Source organism: Chitinophaga fulva, assembly GCF_012927205.1.
GTDB lineage: Bacteria > Bacteroidota > Bacteroidia > Chitinophagales > Chitinophagaceae > Chitinophaga > Chitinophaga fulva.
The window spans coordinates 4072043-4089612 of the sequence record NZ_JABBGC010000001.1 but is presented as its reverse complement, the minus strand read 5'-3'; the positions used below and the strand labels follow the sequence as shown (position 1 = coordinate 4089612).

Here is a 17570-nt window from a genome sequence, read left to right as displayed (position 1 = left end):
GCCCTCCTGCTACGGGACAGATCTTTGCAGCTGACCAATTTTTGTTACTGTAGCATGTTTAGGAAACCATTGGGATACCTCCTGTGGGTCGTTATCCCGTTCACCCAGGGCGTTTTTGCCCAGACTAACCCCGGCGCCTATACGGTTCGCGGCATCGTGGCCGATTCCGTATCCCGGCAGCCGATACCCTATGCCACCATTGGCATCACCGACGAACAGCAAACACCGGCCGCTTCTGCCTACAGCGGCGAGAACGGCACATTTAAAATGTCACTGCAAAAAGCAGGACGGTTTAAGCTGATCTTGTCTTCCGTGGGATACCGCCCCGCCAGCCAACCGCTGTTGATCGATAAAGAGAAAATGCTCATCCAGCTGGACACTCTCTTCCTGGCAGCCACCACGGTGCAGTTGAGCGGTATACAGGTGATATCACAGTGGCAACTGGTGGAACAGAAACCCGGCATGTTGGTATACAATGCTGAAAGTGATATCAGCAACCGAGGAGGCACCGCCGCCGACGTGCTGCGCAAAGCACCGGCGCTGAACGTAGATCCGCAGGGCAAAGTGACCATGCGGGGCAGCGGCACCCTCAAAATACTGGTCGATGGGAAATACTCCGGGCAGATGGCCCGCAGTCCCGCCGATGCGCTCAACATGATGCCGGCCAATATCATCCGTTCGGTAGAAATCATCACCTCCCCTTCCGCCCGTTACGATGCAGAAGGCGCCGCAGGTGTGATCAACATCATCACCAAAAAAGGCAGCAAAAGCTTCAGCGGCAACCTGGAAGTGATGGCCAGCAATTGGGAACAGGCGTTTAATCCGCGTATCTCCCTATCAAGGAACAGGTGGAACATGAGCCTGCACGGGCACCTGCACAGGGCCCAGGATAAATCATCCGCTGAAATGGAAAGGACCGTGCTCAACAACGGTCAGCCTACGATGGTCATCCGCCAGGAAACACGCAAAAACAATATTATGCCGCACAGCTCCGGTGAACTGTCCCTCGGATTCCTGCCGGATTCGCTCAGCGAAATTTCCCTGACCGTAAATGGCTGGCTGGGCAACTGGCCCGATGCCAGCCAGCAGCACACTGTCATCTCCCTGCCTGATGGTACCATCACCGATCAATACCAGCAACGGGTGGGATCAAAAGAGAAATTCGCCGGCACAGATATCGCGCTCGGCTATACGCGCAGACTGAAAAGGGACGGCCAGGAAATCACCCTGCTGGCGCAGTTCTCTCCGTCAAAAGAAAACACTTCTTATAACAGCCATCAATGGACCGGCGACGATAAAACCCGTTACCGGGAAGACAACGTCAACCGCACCCTTAACCGGGAATGGACCTTCCAGGCAGACTACACCCATCCGCTGACTGCCGATGGCAGATACACGCTGCAGGGCGGGCTGAAATCCATTTTCCGTCATGCTGACAAACGTTACCAGGTATGGTCTGCCGATGGGCCGCCGCCAGCTGACATGGTGTTACAGGCCGACCGGTCCGACAATTTTATCTATTCGCAGGATGTGCTGGCAGGTTATCTGTTGATGAAAATGAAACTGCCCCGTGGCTGGAACGCGGAAGCAGGTTCCCGCCTGGAAAGCACCCATATCAAAGGACACTTCAATGCGCCCGGTTCCGCCTTCAGCAATAATTTCCTGAACCTGGTGCCCACGGCCAACATCAGCAAAAAACTGGATGAAGCGCAAACCATCACCCTGAGTTATACGCAACGCCTCACCCGTCCGTACATCTGGGATCTGAACCCCAATGCCAACGCCAGTGATCCGCGTAATATCACCGTTGGTAATCCAACACTGCGGCCGGAAACGATGCACCAGGGAGAACTGTCCTACGGCTGGACTTCCCCCGCTGGTACATTTATCAATGCTGCGGCATTTCTCAAAAAAACAAACAACACGATCATTGACCTCACCACCACTAATGCCGCCGGTATCGCCACCACCCGGAAAGAGAACCTGGCGGGGAATGTGCAATACGGCCTTAACCTGAGCGGTGCTGTAAGTCCCACGGCCAACTGGAGCTTCAACAGCAACGTCAACATCAATCATCTCAATTTTGAAAGCGATGCGCTGATGGTGGTCAATACCGGATGGGCGGCGGATTTTAATCTCAATGCCCTTTACAAATTACCAGGCGCTGTGAGCCTCCAGGCCTTCGGCGAATATGATACCCGCATCGTTACTTTACAGGGACATAAAACGCCACGGTTCTACTACAGCTTCTCCGCTAAAAAAGAGCTCAAAGCCACACGGATGACCGTTACACTGGCTGCTATCAATCCGTTTAATCAAACCATCCGGCAGAAAGAGTACATCCATGCGGCATCTTTCCGTACAGGCATATTGAACAGGTATTATAACCAGGCTTTGAAGGTTACGCTCAATTGGGAGTTTGGGTCAATGTTTGAGCAGCGCGGCAGGAAGAAGATCAGTAATGACGATGTAAGAGAACAATCAAAAGGGTAATACTTTAAAATGCAACATAGTTGCATTTATATTATCTTTGTTTTCTTATGCTGAAAACCATGACTACTATCGGAAACTATGCGGGGCTGGTGGCGCTGACCACCTGTATGGCCCTTTCCTGCGAAGTAAAAGCGCAGATGATCACTGCAAACAAGCACAGTATGGACACCGCCGGCAACAGCCGGTTGCAGGATGCGAGCCGCATGGGCCGCACTGCCGGCGCCAAAGCGGCTGCGTTCCAGGAGCTGTATGACTATGAAGTCAGCACTAAAAATCTCAATGACGAAATATTTCCTTACCAGCAGCTGTTGCACAAAGCATATGTCATCATGCTGGCAGAACAAAAGATCATCACGGCACAGGAGGCGAAGACTATTTTAGGCGGACTGGCAACGGCCGACCAGCAGGCGGCTGCCAATCCGGCTTTGCGGGTATACCTCCCCTATGAAGCGGCCGTTATTAAAGCCATTGGCAGCGTGGGCGGAAAGATGCATACCGGCAGGAGCCGCAACGACATGGACAACACCACCCACCGCATGTATCTCCGTGACCAGCTGCTCCGTATCATGGAAGCGGTGGCAGACCTGCGTTCTGCCGTTGTCGCCAAAGCAGCGGAGCATAAAGAAACCGTGATGGTCGTTTACACGCACCGCAAAGAAGCGCAGCCCATTACCCTAGCCCACTACCTGACCGGCATCGACGAAAGTCTGGCTAAATGCCTGGACCGCTACCAGGAGCTGTACGCGCGCATCGACCAATGCCCGCTTGGTTCCGGCGCCAGCGGTGGCACCTCCTGGCCGATCAACCGGCAACGGCTGGGCGACCTCCTGGGCTTCAAAGGCCTCGTGAACAATACCATCGAAGGGGCAGCCGGTTGGGACCATATTACAGAAATGGCGGCAGACAACAGTATCTATATGAGCAACCTGAGCAGACTGGCGTCTGAAATACAGCTGTGGAGCACCGATGAATACAACGTCGCGGAACTGGACAATTCCTTTGCGGGCATCAGCAGTATGATGCCGCAGAAAAAGAATCCCGATGCCCTTGAAAGAACGAGGAAAGCTGCAGCCCTCACTGCCGGCCAGTTGGCGGGCATTCTCACCTCGCTCAACGGCATCGAATACCAACACAGCGGCGTACGGCTGATGATAGAACCTAAAAGCCTGGATGCCGTGCTGGCCGCCACGCATACCATGACCGGCGTTGTCAGGACGCTACAGGTACGCAAAGAAACCATGCTGAAATATGCCAGGGAAAACTACTCCACGATGACCGATCTGGCCGACCTCCTCGTTCAATATGGCCACCTGGATTTTCGTGATGCGCATGAAATCGTGGCGGCCGTCATTACCAAAGCACTGGATGAACATTTAACGGCCAGCCAGATCACACCGGCCATGATCAATGCTGCCATAGAGAAAAAACTGGGTCGTAAGCTGATGATCCCCGTAGCCAGGTTAGCAGACGCCCTCGATCCACAGAGAAGCGTTCAGCGTAAAACCGGTACAGGCATGCCCGCACCCGTGGCTGTAGAACAAATGATCGTTAGCGGCCAGAAAAACCTTACGGCCCAAACGCAGTGGCTGAAAACGCAACAGGCTTACCTGGCGGCCGCGGTGGAACAGCTGCAAATGTTGGTTGGGAAATACTAACAATTCACTTTTGCAAATGCTATAGAATTTCCTGAAATTCGTTCTGTAGCATTTGCAAACATTTTTCAACAAAAACATCATATGCCTTACATCCGTGTAGTCATGTCCCTGAAAACGTTTTCCACCTATATAGCAGACATACTGGAAAAGAATAATGGCGAACTTTTTATCGAGGAAAGAGATAATGATGGCATTTTTTCTATAAAAAATCCATCGGCGATCGAAGACAACAGGGGGAAGAACCTGGACTTTTTTATTTTATCTGATCACCTGGATAATTTAACCAGGAGTCAGATATACGATGATGAAACCGCCCCGTTTGTTATTCACGGGGAAGGCGGAAGAGAAACGGAAGACAGCATGGAGCGGATTTCGTTGAGGATCCTGGCTAAAAAAACGAATAAAAATACCACTAAGATTTTCAACGCCATCAAAAATAAATTAAAGAAAGACGAGGCTATAGGCATGGGCGTTCAAGGCGGCTCCCAACTTCATGATCATTACTTTTATCAAAAGAAATACGTCGGAAAGAAAGTCTTCAAAACAGATTTTTATAATGACAAGGCCTCACTCATCCGGGTGAAAGAGGAACAATAGCTAATTAATCAGCCGGCTGTTGATCAGCTGCACCACTTCTTCCTTATAGGTGGGGCCGATAGGCACCAGTTGACCGTTGGACAATGCTATGACGCCTCCTTTCAGGCCTACAATATGCTTTATCGCCACAATGCTTGATTTCTGCACCCGGCAGAAATCCCGGCCTGGCAGGCGCGCTTCCAGGTCTTTCAGGTTCAGGAGCGTCATCGTTTTCATATTGCCATGCCAGATCGTAACATAGTTTTTTGCGCCTTCTACCTGGATAATATCGGCTATGTTGATTTTCTCGAGGCAACCTTTCACACCGGTCTTCACAAAAAAATGATCTTCTTCCGATACCGCGTTTTGCTCCTTATACTTATTGACCGCCTGTAGGAAACGTTCATACCTGACGGGTTTCACCAGATAATCTACCACATTCAGGTTAAAAGCTTCTACCGCGTAGTGGGTATACGCCGTAACAAAAACAATGGCGGTTTTTCCTTTCTGATGCCCGGCAATCTCCAGTCCGTTCAGCAGGGGCATCTCTATATCACAAAAAATCAGGTCGATCTCCTGCTGCTGCATGCAATAGCGTACCGCCTCGCCGCTATCCGAAAAGGCGGCCAGCAAATCGAGCGACGGCGTCATGTTGATATAATATTTCATGACGTCTATCGCAGCAGGTTCATCGTCAATTACAACTACTTTAATGGCCATTACGCAGCGTTAGTTTAATAAAATAAGTGTCCGCAGTATCTTCTATCAACAGCTCGTGGTTGTCGCCATAAGCCATCCGGAGCCGTTCCTTCATATTGGGAATACCCACTTTGGTAGAAGGTACCGCCATGTTACGGGGCTTTTTCTGGTTTTTACAGCTGAATACCAGCGTATCTTCCGTCACTTCCAAATGGATGCGGATAGGATGAAGCGCATTGGTAGCATCCGCATGTTTGACGGCATTCTCCACCATTGTGATCAACACAAAAGGAATGATCCGCCACCCGCTTATCGCGCCCCTTTGCTCAAAGCTGGCATAAAACCCAACGCCAAAGCGGAGTTCATTCATCTTTAAAAACTTCCCGATATACTCCACCTCATTTTTCAGCAATACCCTCCCATCCCCTTCCTTACCGTGGGTATCAAAGGCATACCGCATAATTTCCGACAGTGTCATAATACCTTCCGAGAGTTCTTTTGAATACGGAAGCGACCGTGCATACAAATAATTCAGGGAGTTAAACAAAAAGTGCGGGTTCACCTGCGCCTTTAACAGCTCGTATTCCGCTTCCCGTTTATCCAGTTCCAGTTGTTTGTTTCTTTTGGAGACATCGTTGGAGATGGCCACTTTGACAACGATAACCGTTAGCACGGTGATAATCGTTACCCCCAACAATATATCCGAAGTAAGCGCAAGCGGGTTGCTGATAAAAACACTGAATGTCTCCGGATAAAAAAAATAATTGATACCCTGGTCTATCACCAGGTACAGCGCAAACAACAACCCTCCGGCAGCCAAAAATACGGGTAGCCGGGCTTTGCGGGCGGACAAATGATAAAACAGGTTGAATACCGTAAAACAGAGCAATGACACCAGCACACAGGAAAGCAACTGCTGCAACAGGTAAGTCCAGCTGGATATCCAGCTAAGAAACCCGGCTCTTAGCACCGGGTCTTTCAGATGACTGTTGACATAATACGTTTTGGCATTAATCACTATTTGCAGCACGGCCAGCCAGCCGATAACTTTCCAATACGAAATTCTCGGCTGGCTGATGATCTTTTTTAAAAGGTCTGCAACGGCAATCGCTGGCATATCTCGTTTTTCTCCAGAATATTATTTACCTGTCATGAACCACCTGATAGCAGCCTGCACGCTTTTATCGTTGTCCAGGTGCTCAAAATCAGCCCCGGCAGGAACGAGTACGTCGGGTACCACGTCCACCATGTATTTCCTTCCGGTCTTGTCTTCAGCCCAGGCAGTTGACAGGCTTAAAGTAACATCTTTTCTTAAGAAAATAGTTTCATTGCCTGTAATCTGTCCCCTGGTGGGGCTTCCAAAGAAGCGGGTATGGCTGCTGCCTTTGAGGGCAATGGCGGCGTGTTCACCGGCACTGGTGGTATAACCGCTGATCAGCACGGCCACCTTCACGGCTTTCTTCGGCCTGGACAGATTTTTCAATTTTGTCATCTGAAGAGTATCATAAAACAGGTTTCCATCTTTTAGCCGCATTTCTTCCCGGGCATTTCCGCTTGTTGAAAAAGCGAAACAAAGGCCATCCTGCAATACAGCAGCCATTCCGCCGATGAGCGCTGGCGTGCTTCCTCCGGTATTCAGCCGCAGGTCTATGATAAGGCCATTGAGAGGTTTGCTTTGGAGCGTACACAATGAATCGGATATACGCTGGGCAATAGCCGTCATTTTTTCGACCGCCACCTGCATATCTTCCGTGGCTTCTATACCCGCGGCAGGTATGGAGATGTAGCCGTAGTTACCGGGTAGCATGGCTATACGTAAACGGTCATATCCTTTTTTGACAGCCTCCCGCATTTCCGGGGTGATTTTACTGTTGACAAACGCCCAGGCATCGGGGTTACCATTTACTTTTCCTTTGTATGACATGCTGCTGTGCATGTCCTTCAGGGCCTGCATCAGCGTACCGAAAGTCGACAGGACAGCCTCCGCGCTGTCAGCTTTCGTGACATCCAGTTGGCGGTAAATGGCAGGGGTTAAGGAATCCCAGTTAACACGTTGCTTATAAACAGATCGCTCTTTTACCAAAGTAAAAACGGTATCAAACAAGGTTTTCTGCGCGGATAGTGTAGTAGCGCATAAGGACAACAGTACACAAAAAAACAATTTTCTCATTCGGTGTTTTTTTAGACGCTAAACTATTCAGCGCCTCGCCTTCCGGCAATTTATTTACACCAAATGAGGGATTCGCGGTACCAAAAAGGATTATCCCAAAGACTGTCTGAATGCCAGTGGAGAAAGGTTGGTCTTTGCTTTAAAAAGTTTACTGAAAGACTGGGAGTGCTCAAAGCCCAGCTCATAGGCAATTTCGCTGACCGTCAATGTTGTCCCGATCAGTTTCTCTTTTGCTTTTTCGATCAGTTTTTCATGGATATGCTGTTGTGTATTTAATCCGGTGGTGACTTTCAACAACGTGCTGAGATAATCAGCAGAGAGATTTAGCTGCGCGGCCAGGTAGTTGACAGTCGGCAAGCCTTCTTTGTGCGTATGTTCAAAATATTCATCCAGCAAGGTTTCCAGTCTTTCCAGCACCTGGTGGTTGGCCACCTCCCGCGTAAGGAACTGCCGCTGATAGAACCGTTCCGCGTAACTGAGCAGTACCTCTACCTGGGAGACAATAATCTGTTGACTGAATTTATCGATATTGGCCTGGTACTCCCGTTGAATATTCTGTACAATGCCGTTCAGCACGGCTTCTTCCTTTTCAGAAAGAAACAGTGCTTCCCGAACGGAATAACCGAAGTACTTATATTTTTTGATGTGTTGTGCCAGCGGCAGGTTCCGGAAAAAATCAGGATGGACCAGCAGCATCCAGCCGGATTTTCCCGGCGTATCCTGTTTTATTTCTATCCTGAATACCTGGCCTGGCGCAATGAAGAACATCGTTCCCTCATCAAAATCATACTGTAGCTGGCCGTATTTTAACTTGCCGTCCATTCCTCTTTTCAGCGCAATAAAGTAGAAGTCATACACCCAGCTGATGTTATTGATTTCCGTAGTGTGTTTGATGGAGTTGTAATTGATCAGGCTTATCAACGGGTGTTCCGGGGCCGGTAAGCCGCGGGTACGATGAAAATCGCTGATAGACTTTATTCGCTGAATATTGTTGTGAGTCATGAACCAAAATTTTAGCGGTGGTTACCAGGATATCTCTCCGCCATCTTTAAAGAATTTGCCGGTCACTGTTCTGTCTGTAGACATCGCCAGTTCCACGATGGGCTTCGCCCCTTCTGCTACTGTTTTAAAGCCTTGAAAGCCATTCAGGTCAGTAGCGGTATAACCGGGCGTAACACTGTTGACCGTAAAATGCTGCTCCCTCAGTTCATTGGCCAGCATCACCGTAAAAGCATTCACCGCGGTTTTGGTGGCGCCATACCCAGAATAGAGGGTCCAGTTGGGACGCCTGTCGGGGGCCGTGTTCATCGTTAAAGACCCTACCTCGCTCGACACATTGATGATCGACGGTGTAGATGACAGCTTTAACAAGGGTAACATGATCTGTGTAGTTTGCACCATGCCGAAGAAATTCGTCTCAAACAGCTCGCGCAGGTTTTCCATGCTGCCATCAGCCAGCTGCTGCGGCTGCTCCCCTGCAATACCGGCGTTGTTGATCAGCACATCCAATGAACCAGCCTGCTGGCTGATCACCTCCTTTGCCTTGTTTATAGAATCCGTATCCGTCACGTCTAGCTGAATGGCAGTCACGTTGGATATGCCGGCGGCTTTCAGCTCGTCAACGGCCTTTTGTCCATTGGCCAGGTCCCTGCTGCCGATAAATACAAAACTTCCCTGTTGCGCCAGCTGCCTGGCTGTTTCCAGTCCGATGCCTTTGTTGGCGCCGGTAATCAAAACGGTCTTCATACTATTCAAATGTAAAATTAAAAATCCGGTGGAACGATATCCGTTGCAAATATCCGGAGGGCCGTGGGGGTGGGTGTAGCCTAATCCTGTTTGTTTGTAGCCAAATACCGGGGAGGTTTAAATACCATCAGTATGGGGCTATATTATCAATTCTTATATATATCTAACTAACTGGTTAACAATTCACTGCAGGGGTATTGTTTTACTCTCGTTTTAGTATCCTTTAGCCATCCCTTAGGTAAGCCTTATTCCAGGCCCGTAGCACACTGTCTGAAATCGATACTTTTTTATCTGTTACAGAAAAACAGGATTTGTCGAAACCGCATTAAATTACGGGCCAATATAAATCAGCAGCTATTATGAAATGGATTACCCGTGAGCGCCCTAAGATTGACCGTATCGCCTGTCCGTGGCTGATAAAGAGATTTGTGGACGCGGCCGCGGAGTTTATCTATGTCCCCTTTGACCAGGTGATGTCGAGGGCGGAGGCCGAAGGAGCCATCCCTTTTGATATTGCCGGTGTTGAATACACCCATTATGAAGACCAGTGTACTTTTGACTATATCATAAAAAAGCATGGCATTGATGATCCTGCTGTGCTGATGATGGCCCCTATTGTCCGGGGAGCCGACACCGACCGGCATGACCTTGCCGCCCAGGCCTCCGGGCTGTGGGCGATTTCTGCCGGGCTGGCCTATAATGAACCTGACGATCAGGCGCTACTGGAAAAAGGGATGATGCTGTATGATGCCCTTTACAGCTGGGCTAAGTATCTCCAGCATGTCAAACATACCCAGCAGCCATTTGAAAATCAGTTGATCGACATCTTTAAAAAATTCCTTCAACAGGAGAAAGACAGCAGGAAGATACCCGGCTGGGCAAAAGAGCTAAAAGAGATCATCCAGGACCAGATAGACACCAACCTGAACCTGAGCCTGAAAGGCCTGTCAGAAACGCTTCAGGTACATCCGGCATACTTGTCGCGGGAGTTTTCAAAGTATTTTGATGATCTGTCATTTGGTGATTATATCCGTAAGCTCCGGATAGATAAAGCAGTTCAACTGTTGAGCACTACGGACCACTCCCTGACTGAGATCGCCTATCTCACCGGGTTTTCAGATCAAAGTCATTTCACCCGGATCTTTAAGAAATTCACTGGTAAAAGCCCATCTATCTACAAAAAAGCGCTGGTAAAAAAGTAAAAAACAGACTAAACCTTATTATTCATTCTATTTTTTGGATAGCCATAGTCTGAACTTGCAGGTGTAAATCAATCTGAGCAACATACCTGGACACAAACATCTCCAAAGAATGGATAATAATAAACCAACCATACCGTATAGTCTGCGCGACCTCGTTCTTTATTTCCTGAAACTGGGTACCTGGGGTTTCGGTGGTCCTGTGGCCCTGGCAGGATACATGCACCGTGACCTTGTTGAAGATAAACAATGGATCAGTGAAGAAGATTACAAGGAGGGACTGACGCTGGCGCAGCTGGCCCCCGGGCCATTGGCCGCACAACTCGGGATATACATGGGGTATGTTCATTACCGCCTGTTAGGCGCCACGCTTGCGGGGTTGGCGTTTGTACTGCCGTCTTTTCTCATGGTGCTGGGCCTTGGTTTTATCTACGTCCGCTGGCAGGGCATTCCCTGGATGCAGGCCGTTTTTTACGGTGTAGGTGCTGCCGTTATTGGCATCATTGGCATGAGTGCCTGGAAATTGACCCGTAAATCTGTTGGCAACAACAAAGTCCTGATAGGAATTTATATCGTTACCGCCGCCTATACGGTGTGGCAGGAGAACGAAAACATCTGGTTGTTCCTCGGTGCCGGGGTACTCTACTGGCTCCTAAAAGCGCCACCCACCAAATTATCATTTCCTCGTAAAAGCGCGGCGATCACCAAATTATTGGCCCCTCCTGCCTTACTGAATATCACCAACGGCGCTTCCGGGAAAACACTTTGGCAAATACTTTTGTATTTTACTAAAGCAGGCGCCTTTGTATTTGGGAGCGGTCTCGCTATTGTACCGTTTCTCTATGGCGGGGTAGTAAAAGAATACGGCTGGCTGAATGAACAACAATTTGTAGACGCGGTGGCTGTGGCCATGATTACGCCCGGCCCGGTAGTTATCACGGTAGGGTTTATCGGATACCTTACTGCCGGCTTTGCCGGCGCCAGTGTAGCAGCCTTCGGGACTTTTTTCCCCTGCTATCTTTTCACCGTATTACCAGCCCCTTATTTCAGAAAGTATGGCAAACACCCCGGAATAAAAGCTTTTGTAGATGGTGTTACCGCTGCTGCTATCGGGGCTATTTCCGGTGCCGTCATTGTGCTTGCCAAACGCTCTCTCGTGGATATCTATACTATCGGTATCGCTGTGTTAACGGCTTTCATCCTGTGGCGGTTCAAAAAAGTACCTGAACCTGTTATCATCGCCGTAGCGGCAGGAGCCGGATTGCTGGTAAAAACGATTTCTTAACATGAATATAGATCGTTATATAAATACATTTGATGAATGAATGCTTCCTATAGAAAGACACTCACCCTTGGCAGCACCGTGCTCCTCTCCCTTAGCCTTTACGCTCAACAGAAAACGTTGCATATCAGGGATATGCTTGCCCTTGTACAATCCTCACAGCCACAAATGAAGGCGTATGCGGAGCAGGCAAAGAGTAGTCAGTATGGCATCAACCTGGCAAAGAACACGCTGTTACCGGAAGTCAACATCGGCTATCAGGCAGGATATGCGACCTACAACAATATCACCGGCATGAGTTATCCCGGGTTGACACTTCCCATCAGCGGCCCGCCTTCTGCCGGCAATAGCTATGACCCGGTACCAGGTACCGCCGCCGGAGCGATGGTGAAATGGAACCCGCTCACCTTCGGTCAGCGCAGTGCTGCCATCGAAAAGGCAAGCGCCCAATATAAGCTGGCCAACAGCACCTACAACGACGCGCTGTTCCGTCAGCAGTATGCGGCGGTGTCCACCTACCTGGATGCCGTGTATTTGCAAAAGCTCATGCAGACCTACCAGGCCAATATTGACAGGACCAACGCCGGGCTGCAACAATCGCTGGTGTTTACACGGGAAGGGCTGCGCCCCGGCATAGACACCACCCAGTTCCAGTCAGCCCTGGCGCAGGCCACGACAGACCTGCTGATTGTTCAGCGTCAGTACTATACCCAGGTCGCCGAACTCACCAGGCTAACGGGGCTGCCTGATCCACCAACAAACATACTGCTGGCCGATACCTCCCTGCTTAATCAACTGCCGCTGATGGCCGATACTACTGCCGGTCCGACGGACAACCCGGTGTATCAGTACTATCAGATGAGAAAGGAAGTAACGAAATCCTCTTTGAAAGAAGTGGAACGTATCTGGCGGCCTAAACTGGACTTGTGGGCCAACGCCTACGCAAGAGGCTCAGGCGTTAAAGCAGATGGCAGCATCGATAAAGCAGACGGCTGGTCGCTTTCCCGGAAGAACTACGGCGCCGGCGTTCAGATCAGCTTCCCCATCCTGCAATTCTCTGAAGTCCACCTGAAAAAGAAACAATACAATGCCCTGATCAAAGCGGATGAAGCACAGCTGGACCAGGTAGCATTGAACCTGCAAAAGCAGAAGGAAACAGCCCGGTTCAATTACGATCAGAACATGCAGATCACAAAGCAGGCAATGGTGCAATCACAGGCAGCCCGTTTTGCCTTCGAAGGTTTAAAACTCAGTTACGCCAGCGGCCTGATTGACTTCACCCGGTTAATACAAGGGCAGTACGACCTGCTGAAGGCGGAGACAGGAGAAGCAGGGGCATTCCTGCAGGCATGGCGGTCGCTGTTGGATATTGCCGTGGCCAACGGCCAGCTGACAACTTTTACAGACAATCTGAAATAACGATATAAGCAAGCATTATGAAGCTAATCCGTTCGGCATTGCGACATCCTGTTACCATCCTGGTAGCTGTTCTGGCTATTGTGTTTTTCGCATACCTCTCTATCCGCCAGGCCAAGGTGGACATTTTCCCGCGTCTCGGGTTACCGGTGGTTTACGTGGCGCAGCCCTATGGTGGTTTGTCACCGGAACAGATGGAAGGATTTGTTACCTCTTACTACGAATACCATTTCCTGTATATCACCGGGGTGAAATCAGTAGACTCTAAAAACATACAAGGGGCGGCCATTATTAAAATCGAATTTAATGAAGGCACCGATATGAGCCAGGCCATGGCGGAAGTAGTAGGATATGCCAACCGTGCCAGGGCATTTATGCCACCGGGCACCGTGCCTCCTTTTATTACCCGTTTCGATGCCGGCAGTGTGCCGGTGGGACAGCTGGTATTCAGTTCAGACAGCCGCTCGCTGAGTGAGATATCCGATCTTGCCCTGTTCCGCGTACGCCCTATGTTCTCAACATTACCGGGCGTGTCTGCTCCCCCACCATTCGGTGGTAATCAGAAAACAGTACTGATCACTGTGGACCCCGACAAACTGCGGAGTTACAACCTGTCACCCGACCAGGTAGTACAAGCCATCGCAAAATCCAACACCATCTCTCCCGCTGGTAATGTACGCATCGGGGACTCGACTTACATCACTCCTCAGAACAGTGTCATCGAATCGTTGCAGGACCTTCAGAATACCCCGCTGCAACCAGGTGCAGGCGCAGTGGTATATGTCAAAGATATCGCCAACGTCAGTCTCGGCGCCGACGTTACCACCAGCTACGCGCTGATCAATGGGAAACGTTCGGTGTATATTCCGGTTACCAAAAGGGCTGATGCTTCCACCTGGGATGTGGTGCAGCGCGTTAAGGCAGCCTTACCGGATATGCAGGCGGCGATACCTCCTGATATAAAAGTCACCTATGCTTTCGACCAATCCGGCTATGTGATCAATTCATTAAAAAGCCTGTTGTTTGAAGGAGGTCTGGGCGCAGTGCTTACCGGTCTGATGGTGCTGCTTTTCCTCGGCGACAGGCGCAGCGCGCTGATCGTAATCATGACCATCCCGCTGGCATTGCTGTCATCTGCCATCCTTTTATATCTGACAGGGCAAACAATCAACATTATGACATTAGGCGGTTTGGCCTTGTCTGTTGGTATATTGGTGGATGAAGCCACCGTTACGATAGAAAACATTCACCGGCATATGGAAGCCGGGAAAACAAAAGCCCGTGCTATTGCAGATGCCAGCATAGAAATCGCCGGGCCTAAGTTGTTGATCCTGCTGAGCATCCTGGCTGTGTTTGTTCCGGCTATGTTTATGAACGGCGTTCCCAGAGCCATGTTCATGCCATTGTCGCTGGCGGTGGGTTTTGCAATGATCGCCTCCTTTATCCTATCACAGACATTTGTTCCGGTGGTTGCTAACTGGTTATTTAAAACGTCGCTGCAGGAACAGGAAAAGAAGGAACGTGGATTTTTTGACAAGTTAAAACAACGCTATGTTGCCGCAGGAGAGCGCCGGAAAGCCGCTTTCAGGTGGAACGCCATTTTGTTCCTGCTGGTATCTTCCGGCTTAGTAGTACTCTTGTTTATATTTACCGGCACTGAACTTTTCCCGCAAACAGATAGCGGACAAGCACAGGTGCGGCTGCGGTTGCCGGTCGGCACCCGCTTTGAACGAACAGAAGATGCCACCAGAAAGCTATTGTCGCTGACAGACAGCATCGTAGGAAAACAAAACGTCGAAATCACCTCTGCTTTTATAGGCACACAGCCGTCCAGTTATCCGGTGAACTATATTCATCTGTGGACCAGCGGTCCACAGGAAGCGGTGGTGAAAATAAAACTCAAACGGGGCGTGATGCCTGTTGCCTCCTTCCGGGAGAAGCTACGAGCTGCTGCTGTTTCAGCGATCCCCGGTGTGAAGTTGTCCTTTGAGCCGGGAGACATCGTAGAACAGGTATTGAACCTGGGCAGCAGTAATCCGATAGAGATTGCCGTAGTCAATAAAAACCTGGCCGAAGGAAAAAAGACAGCGGCCCAATTAATCAAAAAACTGGCATCCATCCCATCCCTGCGTGACCTGCAGATAGCCACACCGCTGGACTACCCGGTCATCCGGTTGGAAATAGACCGTGTAAAAGCCGGTCAACTGGGGCTTACCAGCGATCAGATCACCCGTTCTGTTGTTGCCGCCACTTCTTCCAGCCGCTTCACCACTCCCAACTATTGGCTGGATAAGGCCACCGGTACAGCTTACCAGGTACAGGTGCAGTATCCCGAGTTCAGGATGAACAGCACCAGCCAGCTGGAGGCAGTGCCGGTTTCCGGTGGTAATGGTAACACACATTATCTCAGTGAAGTAGCCACCTGGAAGCGTACATCGATGCCCGGTGAATACGACAGGCTGAATCAGCAGCGGTATATCACTATTACGGCGAATGTCCACAAACAAGACCTGGGAACCGTATTCAAACAGGTAAGGCATACTATCAGCAGTATGGGGCAATTGCCCAATGGCGCTAAAATCATCCTGCGCGGTCAGCCGTCCCTGTTGCAGGAAACGCTGACCAGCCTTCAGTTTGGTTTACTGATCGCTGTACTGGTGATCTTCCTGGTGATGGCTGTTTATTTTCAGTCCTTCCGGGTGGCTGTTACCACTTTAGCAGTCATACCAGCAGTTGTGGCAGGCTCACTGTTGTTTTTGTACCTGACAGGCAACTCGCTGAACATACAGTCCTACATGGGCACTATCATGGCGGTGGGCGTAGCCATTGCCAATGCGGTACTTTTCATTACCAATGCAGAACATTACCGGAAAAACAATGTTGACCATCCACAGTTGCATGCCGCGGAGCATCGCCTCCGCCCCATCCTGATGACCAGCGCGGCGATGATTGTCGGGATGGTCCCCATGGCGCTGGGATTGTCTGAAGGTGGCGATCAGACCGCGCCACTAGGCATTGCTGTAATAGGAGGCCTGTTGTTCTCCACCCTCAGCGTACTGTTCTTTCTGCCTGCTGTCTATCAGTGGACAGTTGGAAGGAAACCCTACCAATATGTATCCCTTGATCCTGATGATGAAAAAAGCACTTACTATGACAAAAACATCTTGTAACCATATGCGGATAATCGCGGCTATCTTTTTACTCCTCATTATTTCGGCCTGCGGCCAGCATTCACAGGCGCCGGCAGCCGGTACTGATACGCCAGCCGCGGATACCGTACCGGTATTCATATTGAAACAGGACACCCTGAAGAAAACGGTAGAATTCCCGGCTGAACTGGTGCCTTATGAAAATGCCGAGCTATTTGCCAAAGTACAGGGCTTTGTCCGGGAGATGAAAGTGGATATGGGCGACCGTGTGAGGAAAGGCCAGGTACTGGCCGTGATTGAAGCGCCGGAGGTAAACAGCAGGCTGGCAGAATCAGAAGCCGTCGTACAGGCGGCCAGGGCTAAGTGGACATCCAGTAAGGATAACTACGAAAGGCTGTACCGGGCATCACAGGCCAATACACCGGGCATCGTAGCACCGGTGGACCTGGAGCGCAGCCGTAATCAGATGCAGGCCGACAGCGCTACTTTCCTGGCCGCTGGCAAGCAGGCGCAATCTTACAAAGCGGTGTCAGGGTATCTCTATATCATCGCTCCCTTTGATGGTGTTGTGACCGCCCGTAAAGCCGATCCCGGCTCACTGGTAGGCACCAACGCTATGCTGCTGACAGTACAGAACAACAACGTACTGCGTTTGCGCGCTGCCGTCCCGGAAATATATGTCGCCGCCGCAGGCGGACTTAAAAACATCGACTTCAGGATAGATGCCTATCCCACAGAACGTTTTAAGGCGGTCCTCACCCGCAAGTCTGAAACCATCGATCCCGCCACGCGTACTGAATTATGGGAGTTTAAAGTAGACAATAGCGATCACCGGCTGAAAGCAGGCGCTTTCTGCTACGTAAAAATTCCGCTCGAAAGAAATGCTCCGTCCTTCGTTGTGCCGTTTTCCGCAGTGGCCACCACGCAGGAAAAGAAATTTGTCATCCGTGTGAAAGAAGGAAAAGCGGAATGGGTGGATGTCCGGCAAGGCATGACTGTTGATGCTGGTGTGGAGATTTTTGGCAACCTCACTGCAGGAGATACATTGGTGCAAAAAGCCACAGACGAAAGAAAACCAGGCAGTACAGGGTTATGGACGATAAAAAAATAACTTTATCCTGTATGATTACATCAGTTTGATTGCCGGGGTGTAATAGCTATATTTACAGATACCTCCGATCAAAC

At 50.1% G+C, this 17570-nt stretch carries 13 protein-coding genes; 8 read left to right on the top strand and 5 right to left on the bottom strand.

The window, feature by feature from the left end:
• Positions 1–54 precede the first annotated feature (54 nt).
• From HHL17_RS16620 to HHL17_RS16610, 3 genes are all read left to right on the top strand, one after another.
• Positions 55–2493, top strand: a complete 2439-nt coding sequence (locus tag HHL17_RS16620; RefSeq protein WP_169225800.1) for an outer membrane beta-barrel family protein — start codon at positions 55–57, stop codon at positions 2491–2493.
• 59 nt (positions 2494–2552) lie between these two features.
• Positions 2553–4148: an argininosuccinate lyase gene (gene argH, locus HHL17_RS16615; protein WP_169225799.1), complete on the top strand. Its 1596-nt coding sequence runs from the start codon at positions 2553–2555 to the stop codon at positions 4146–4148.
• Between the two features lie 102 nt (positions 4149–4250).
• Positions 4251–4745: a hypothetical protein gene (locus HHL17_RS16610; RefSeq protein ID WP_169225798.1), complete on the top strand. Its 495-nt coding sequence runs from the start codon at positions 4251–4253 to the stop codon at positions 4743–4745.
• On the opposite strand, the gene HHL17_RS16605 is transcribed toward HHL17_RS16610, so the two are convergent.
• The 5 genes from HHL17_RS16605 to HHL17_RS16585 all read right to left on the bottom strand — a co-directional run bounded on the left by HHL17_RS16605 (position 4746) and on the right by HHL17_RS16585 (position 9339).
• Positions 4746–5444, bottom strand: a complete 699-nt coding sequence (locus tag HHL17_RS16605; RefSeq protein WP_169225797.1) for a LytR/AlgR family response regulator transcription factor — start codon at positions 5442–5444, stop codon at positions 4746–4748. It lies immediately after the preceding gene.
• Positions 5434–6540 (bottom strand): sensor histidine kinase, encoded by a 1107-nt coding sequence (locus tag HHL17_RS16600; protein WP_169225796.1) that lies wholly within the window; start codon positions 6538–6540, stop codon positions 5434–5436. The genes HHL17_RS16605 and HHL17_RS16600 overlap by 11 nt, the downstream gene beginning before the upstream one ends.
• A gap of 21 nt (positions 6541–6561) precedes the next feature.
• Complete coding sequence (locus HHL17_RS16595) at positions 6562–7593, bottom strand: S41 family peptidase (protein ID WP_169225795.1); 1032 nt, start codon at positions 7591–7593, stop codon at positions 6562–6564.
• 90 nt (positions 7594–7683) lie between these two features.
• A complete protein-coding gene (locus HHL17_RS16590; RefSeq protein WP_169225794.1) occupies positions 7684–8595 on the bottom strand; it encodes a helix-turn-helix domain-containing protein in 912 nt (303 codons plus the stop codon).
• Positions 8596–8616: 21 nt separating this feature from the next.
• The gene (locus HHL17_RS16585) at positions 8617–9339 is read right to left on the bottom strand and encodes an SDR family oxidoreductase (protein ID WP_169225793.1); all 723 of its coding nucleotides are present in this window, start codon (positions 9337–9339) and stop codon (positions 8617–8619) included.
• Positions 9340–9698: 359 nt separating this feature from the next.
• Here HHL17_RS16585 and HHL17_RS16580 point away from each other — a divergent pair, with 359 nt between their 5' ends.
• The 5 genes from HHL17_RS16580 (at position 9699) to HHL17_RS33390 (ending at position 17496) form a co-directional block, all read left to right on the top strand.
• Positions 9699–10541: a chromate resistance protein ChrB domain-containing protein gene (locus tag HHL17_RS16580; RefSeq protein WP_169225792.1), complete on the top strand. Its 843-nt coding sequence runs from the start codon at positions 9699–9701 to the stop codon at positions 10539–10541.
• Between the two features lie 109 nt (positions 10542–10650).
• On the top strand, positions 10651–11823 hold the full coding sequence (locus tag HHL17_RS16575) for a chromate transporter (protein WP_169225791.1): 1173 nt from the start codon (positions 10651–10653) through the stop codon (positions 11821–11823).
• A 36-nt stretch (positions 11824–11859) separates the two neighbouring features.
• Positions 11860–13239: a TolC family protein gene (locus tag HHL17_RS16570; protein ID WP_169225790.1), complete on the top strand. Its 1380-nt coding sequence runs from the start codon at positions 11860–11862 to the stop codon at positions 13237–13239.
• Between the two features lie 17 nt (positions 13240–13256).
• The gene (locus tag HHL17_RS16565) at positions 13257–16406 is read left to right on the top strand and encodes an efflux RND transporter permease subunit (protein WP_206156005.1); all 3150 of its coding nucleotides are present in this window, start codon (positions 13257–13259) and stop codon (positions 16404–16406) included.
• On the top strand, positions 16387–17496 hold the full coding sequence (locus HHL17_RS33390) for an efflux RND transporter periplasmic adaptor subunit (protein WP_206156004.1): 1110 nt from the start codon (positions 16387–16389) through the stop codon (positions 17494–17496). The genes HHL17_RS16565 and HHL17_RS33390 overlap by 20 nt, the downstream gene beginning before the upstream one ends.
• Positions 17497–17570 lie beyond the last annotated feature (74 nt).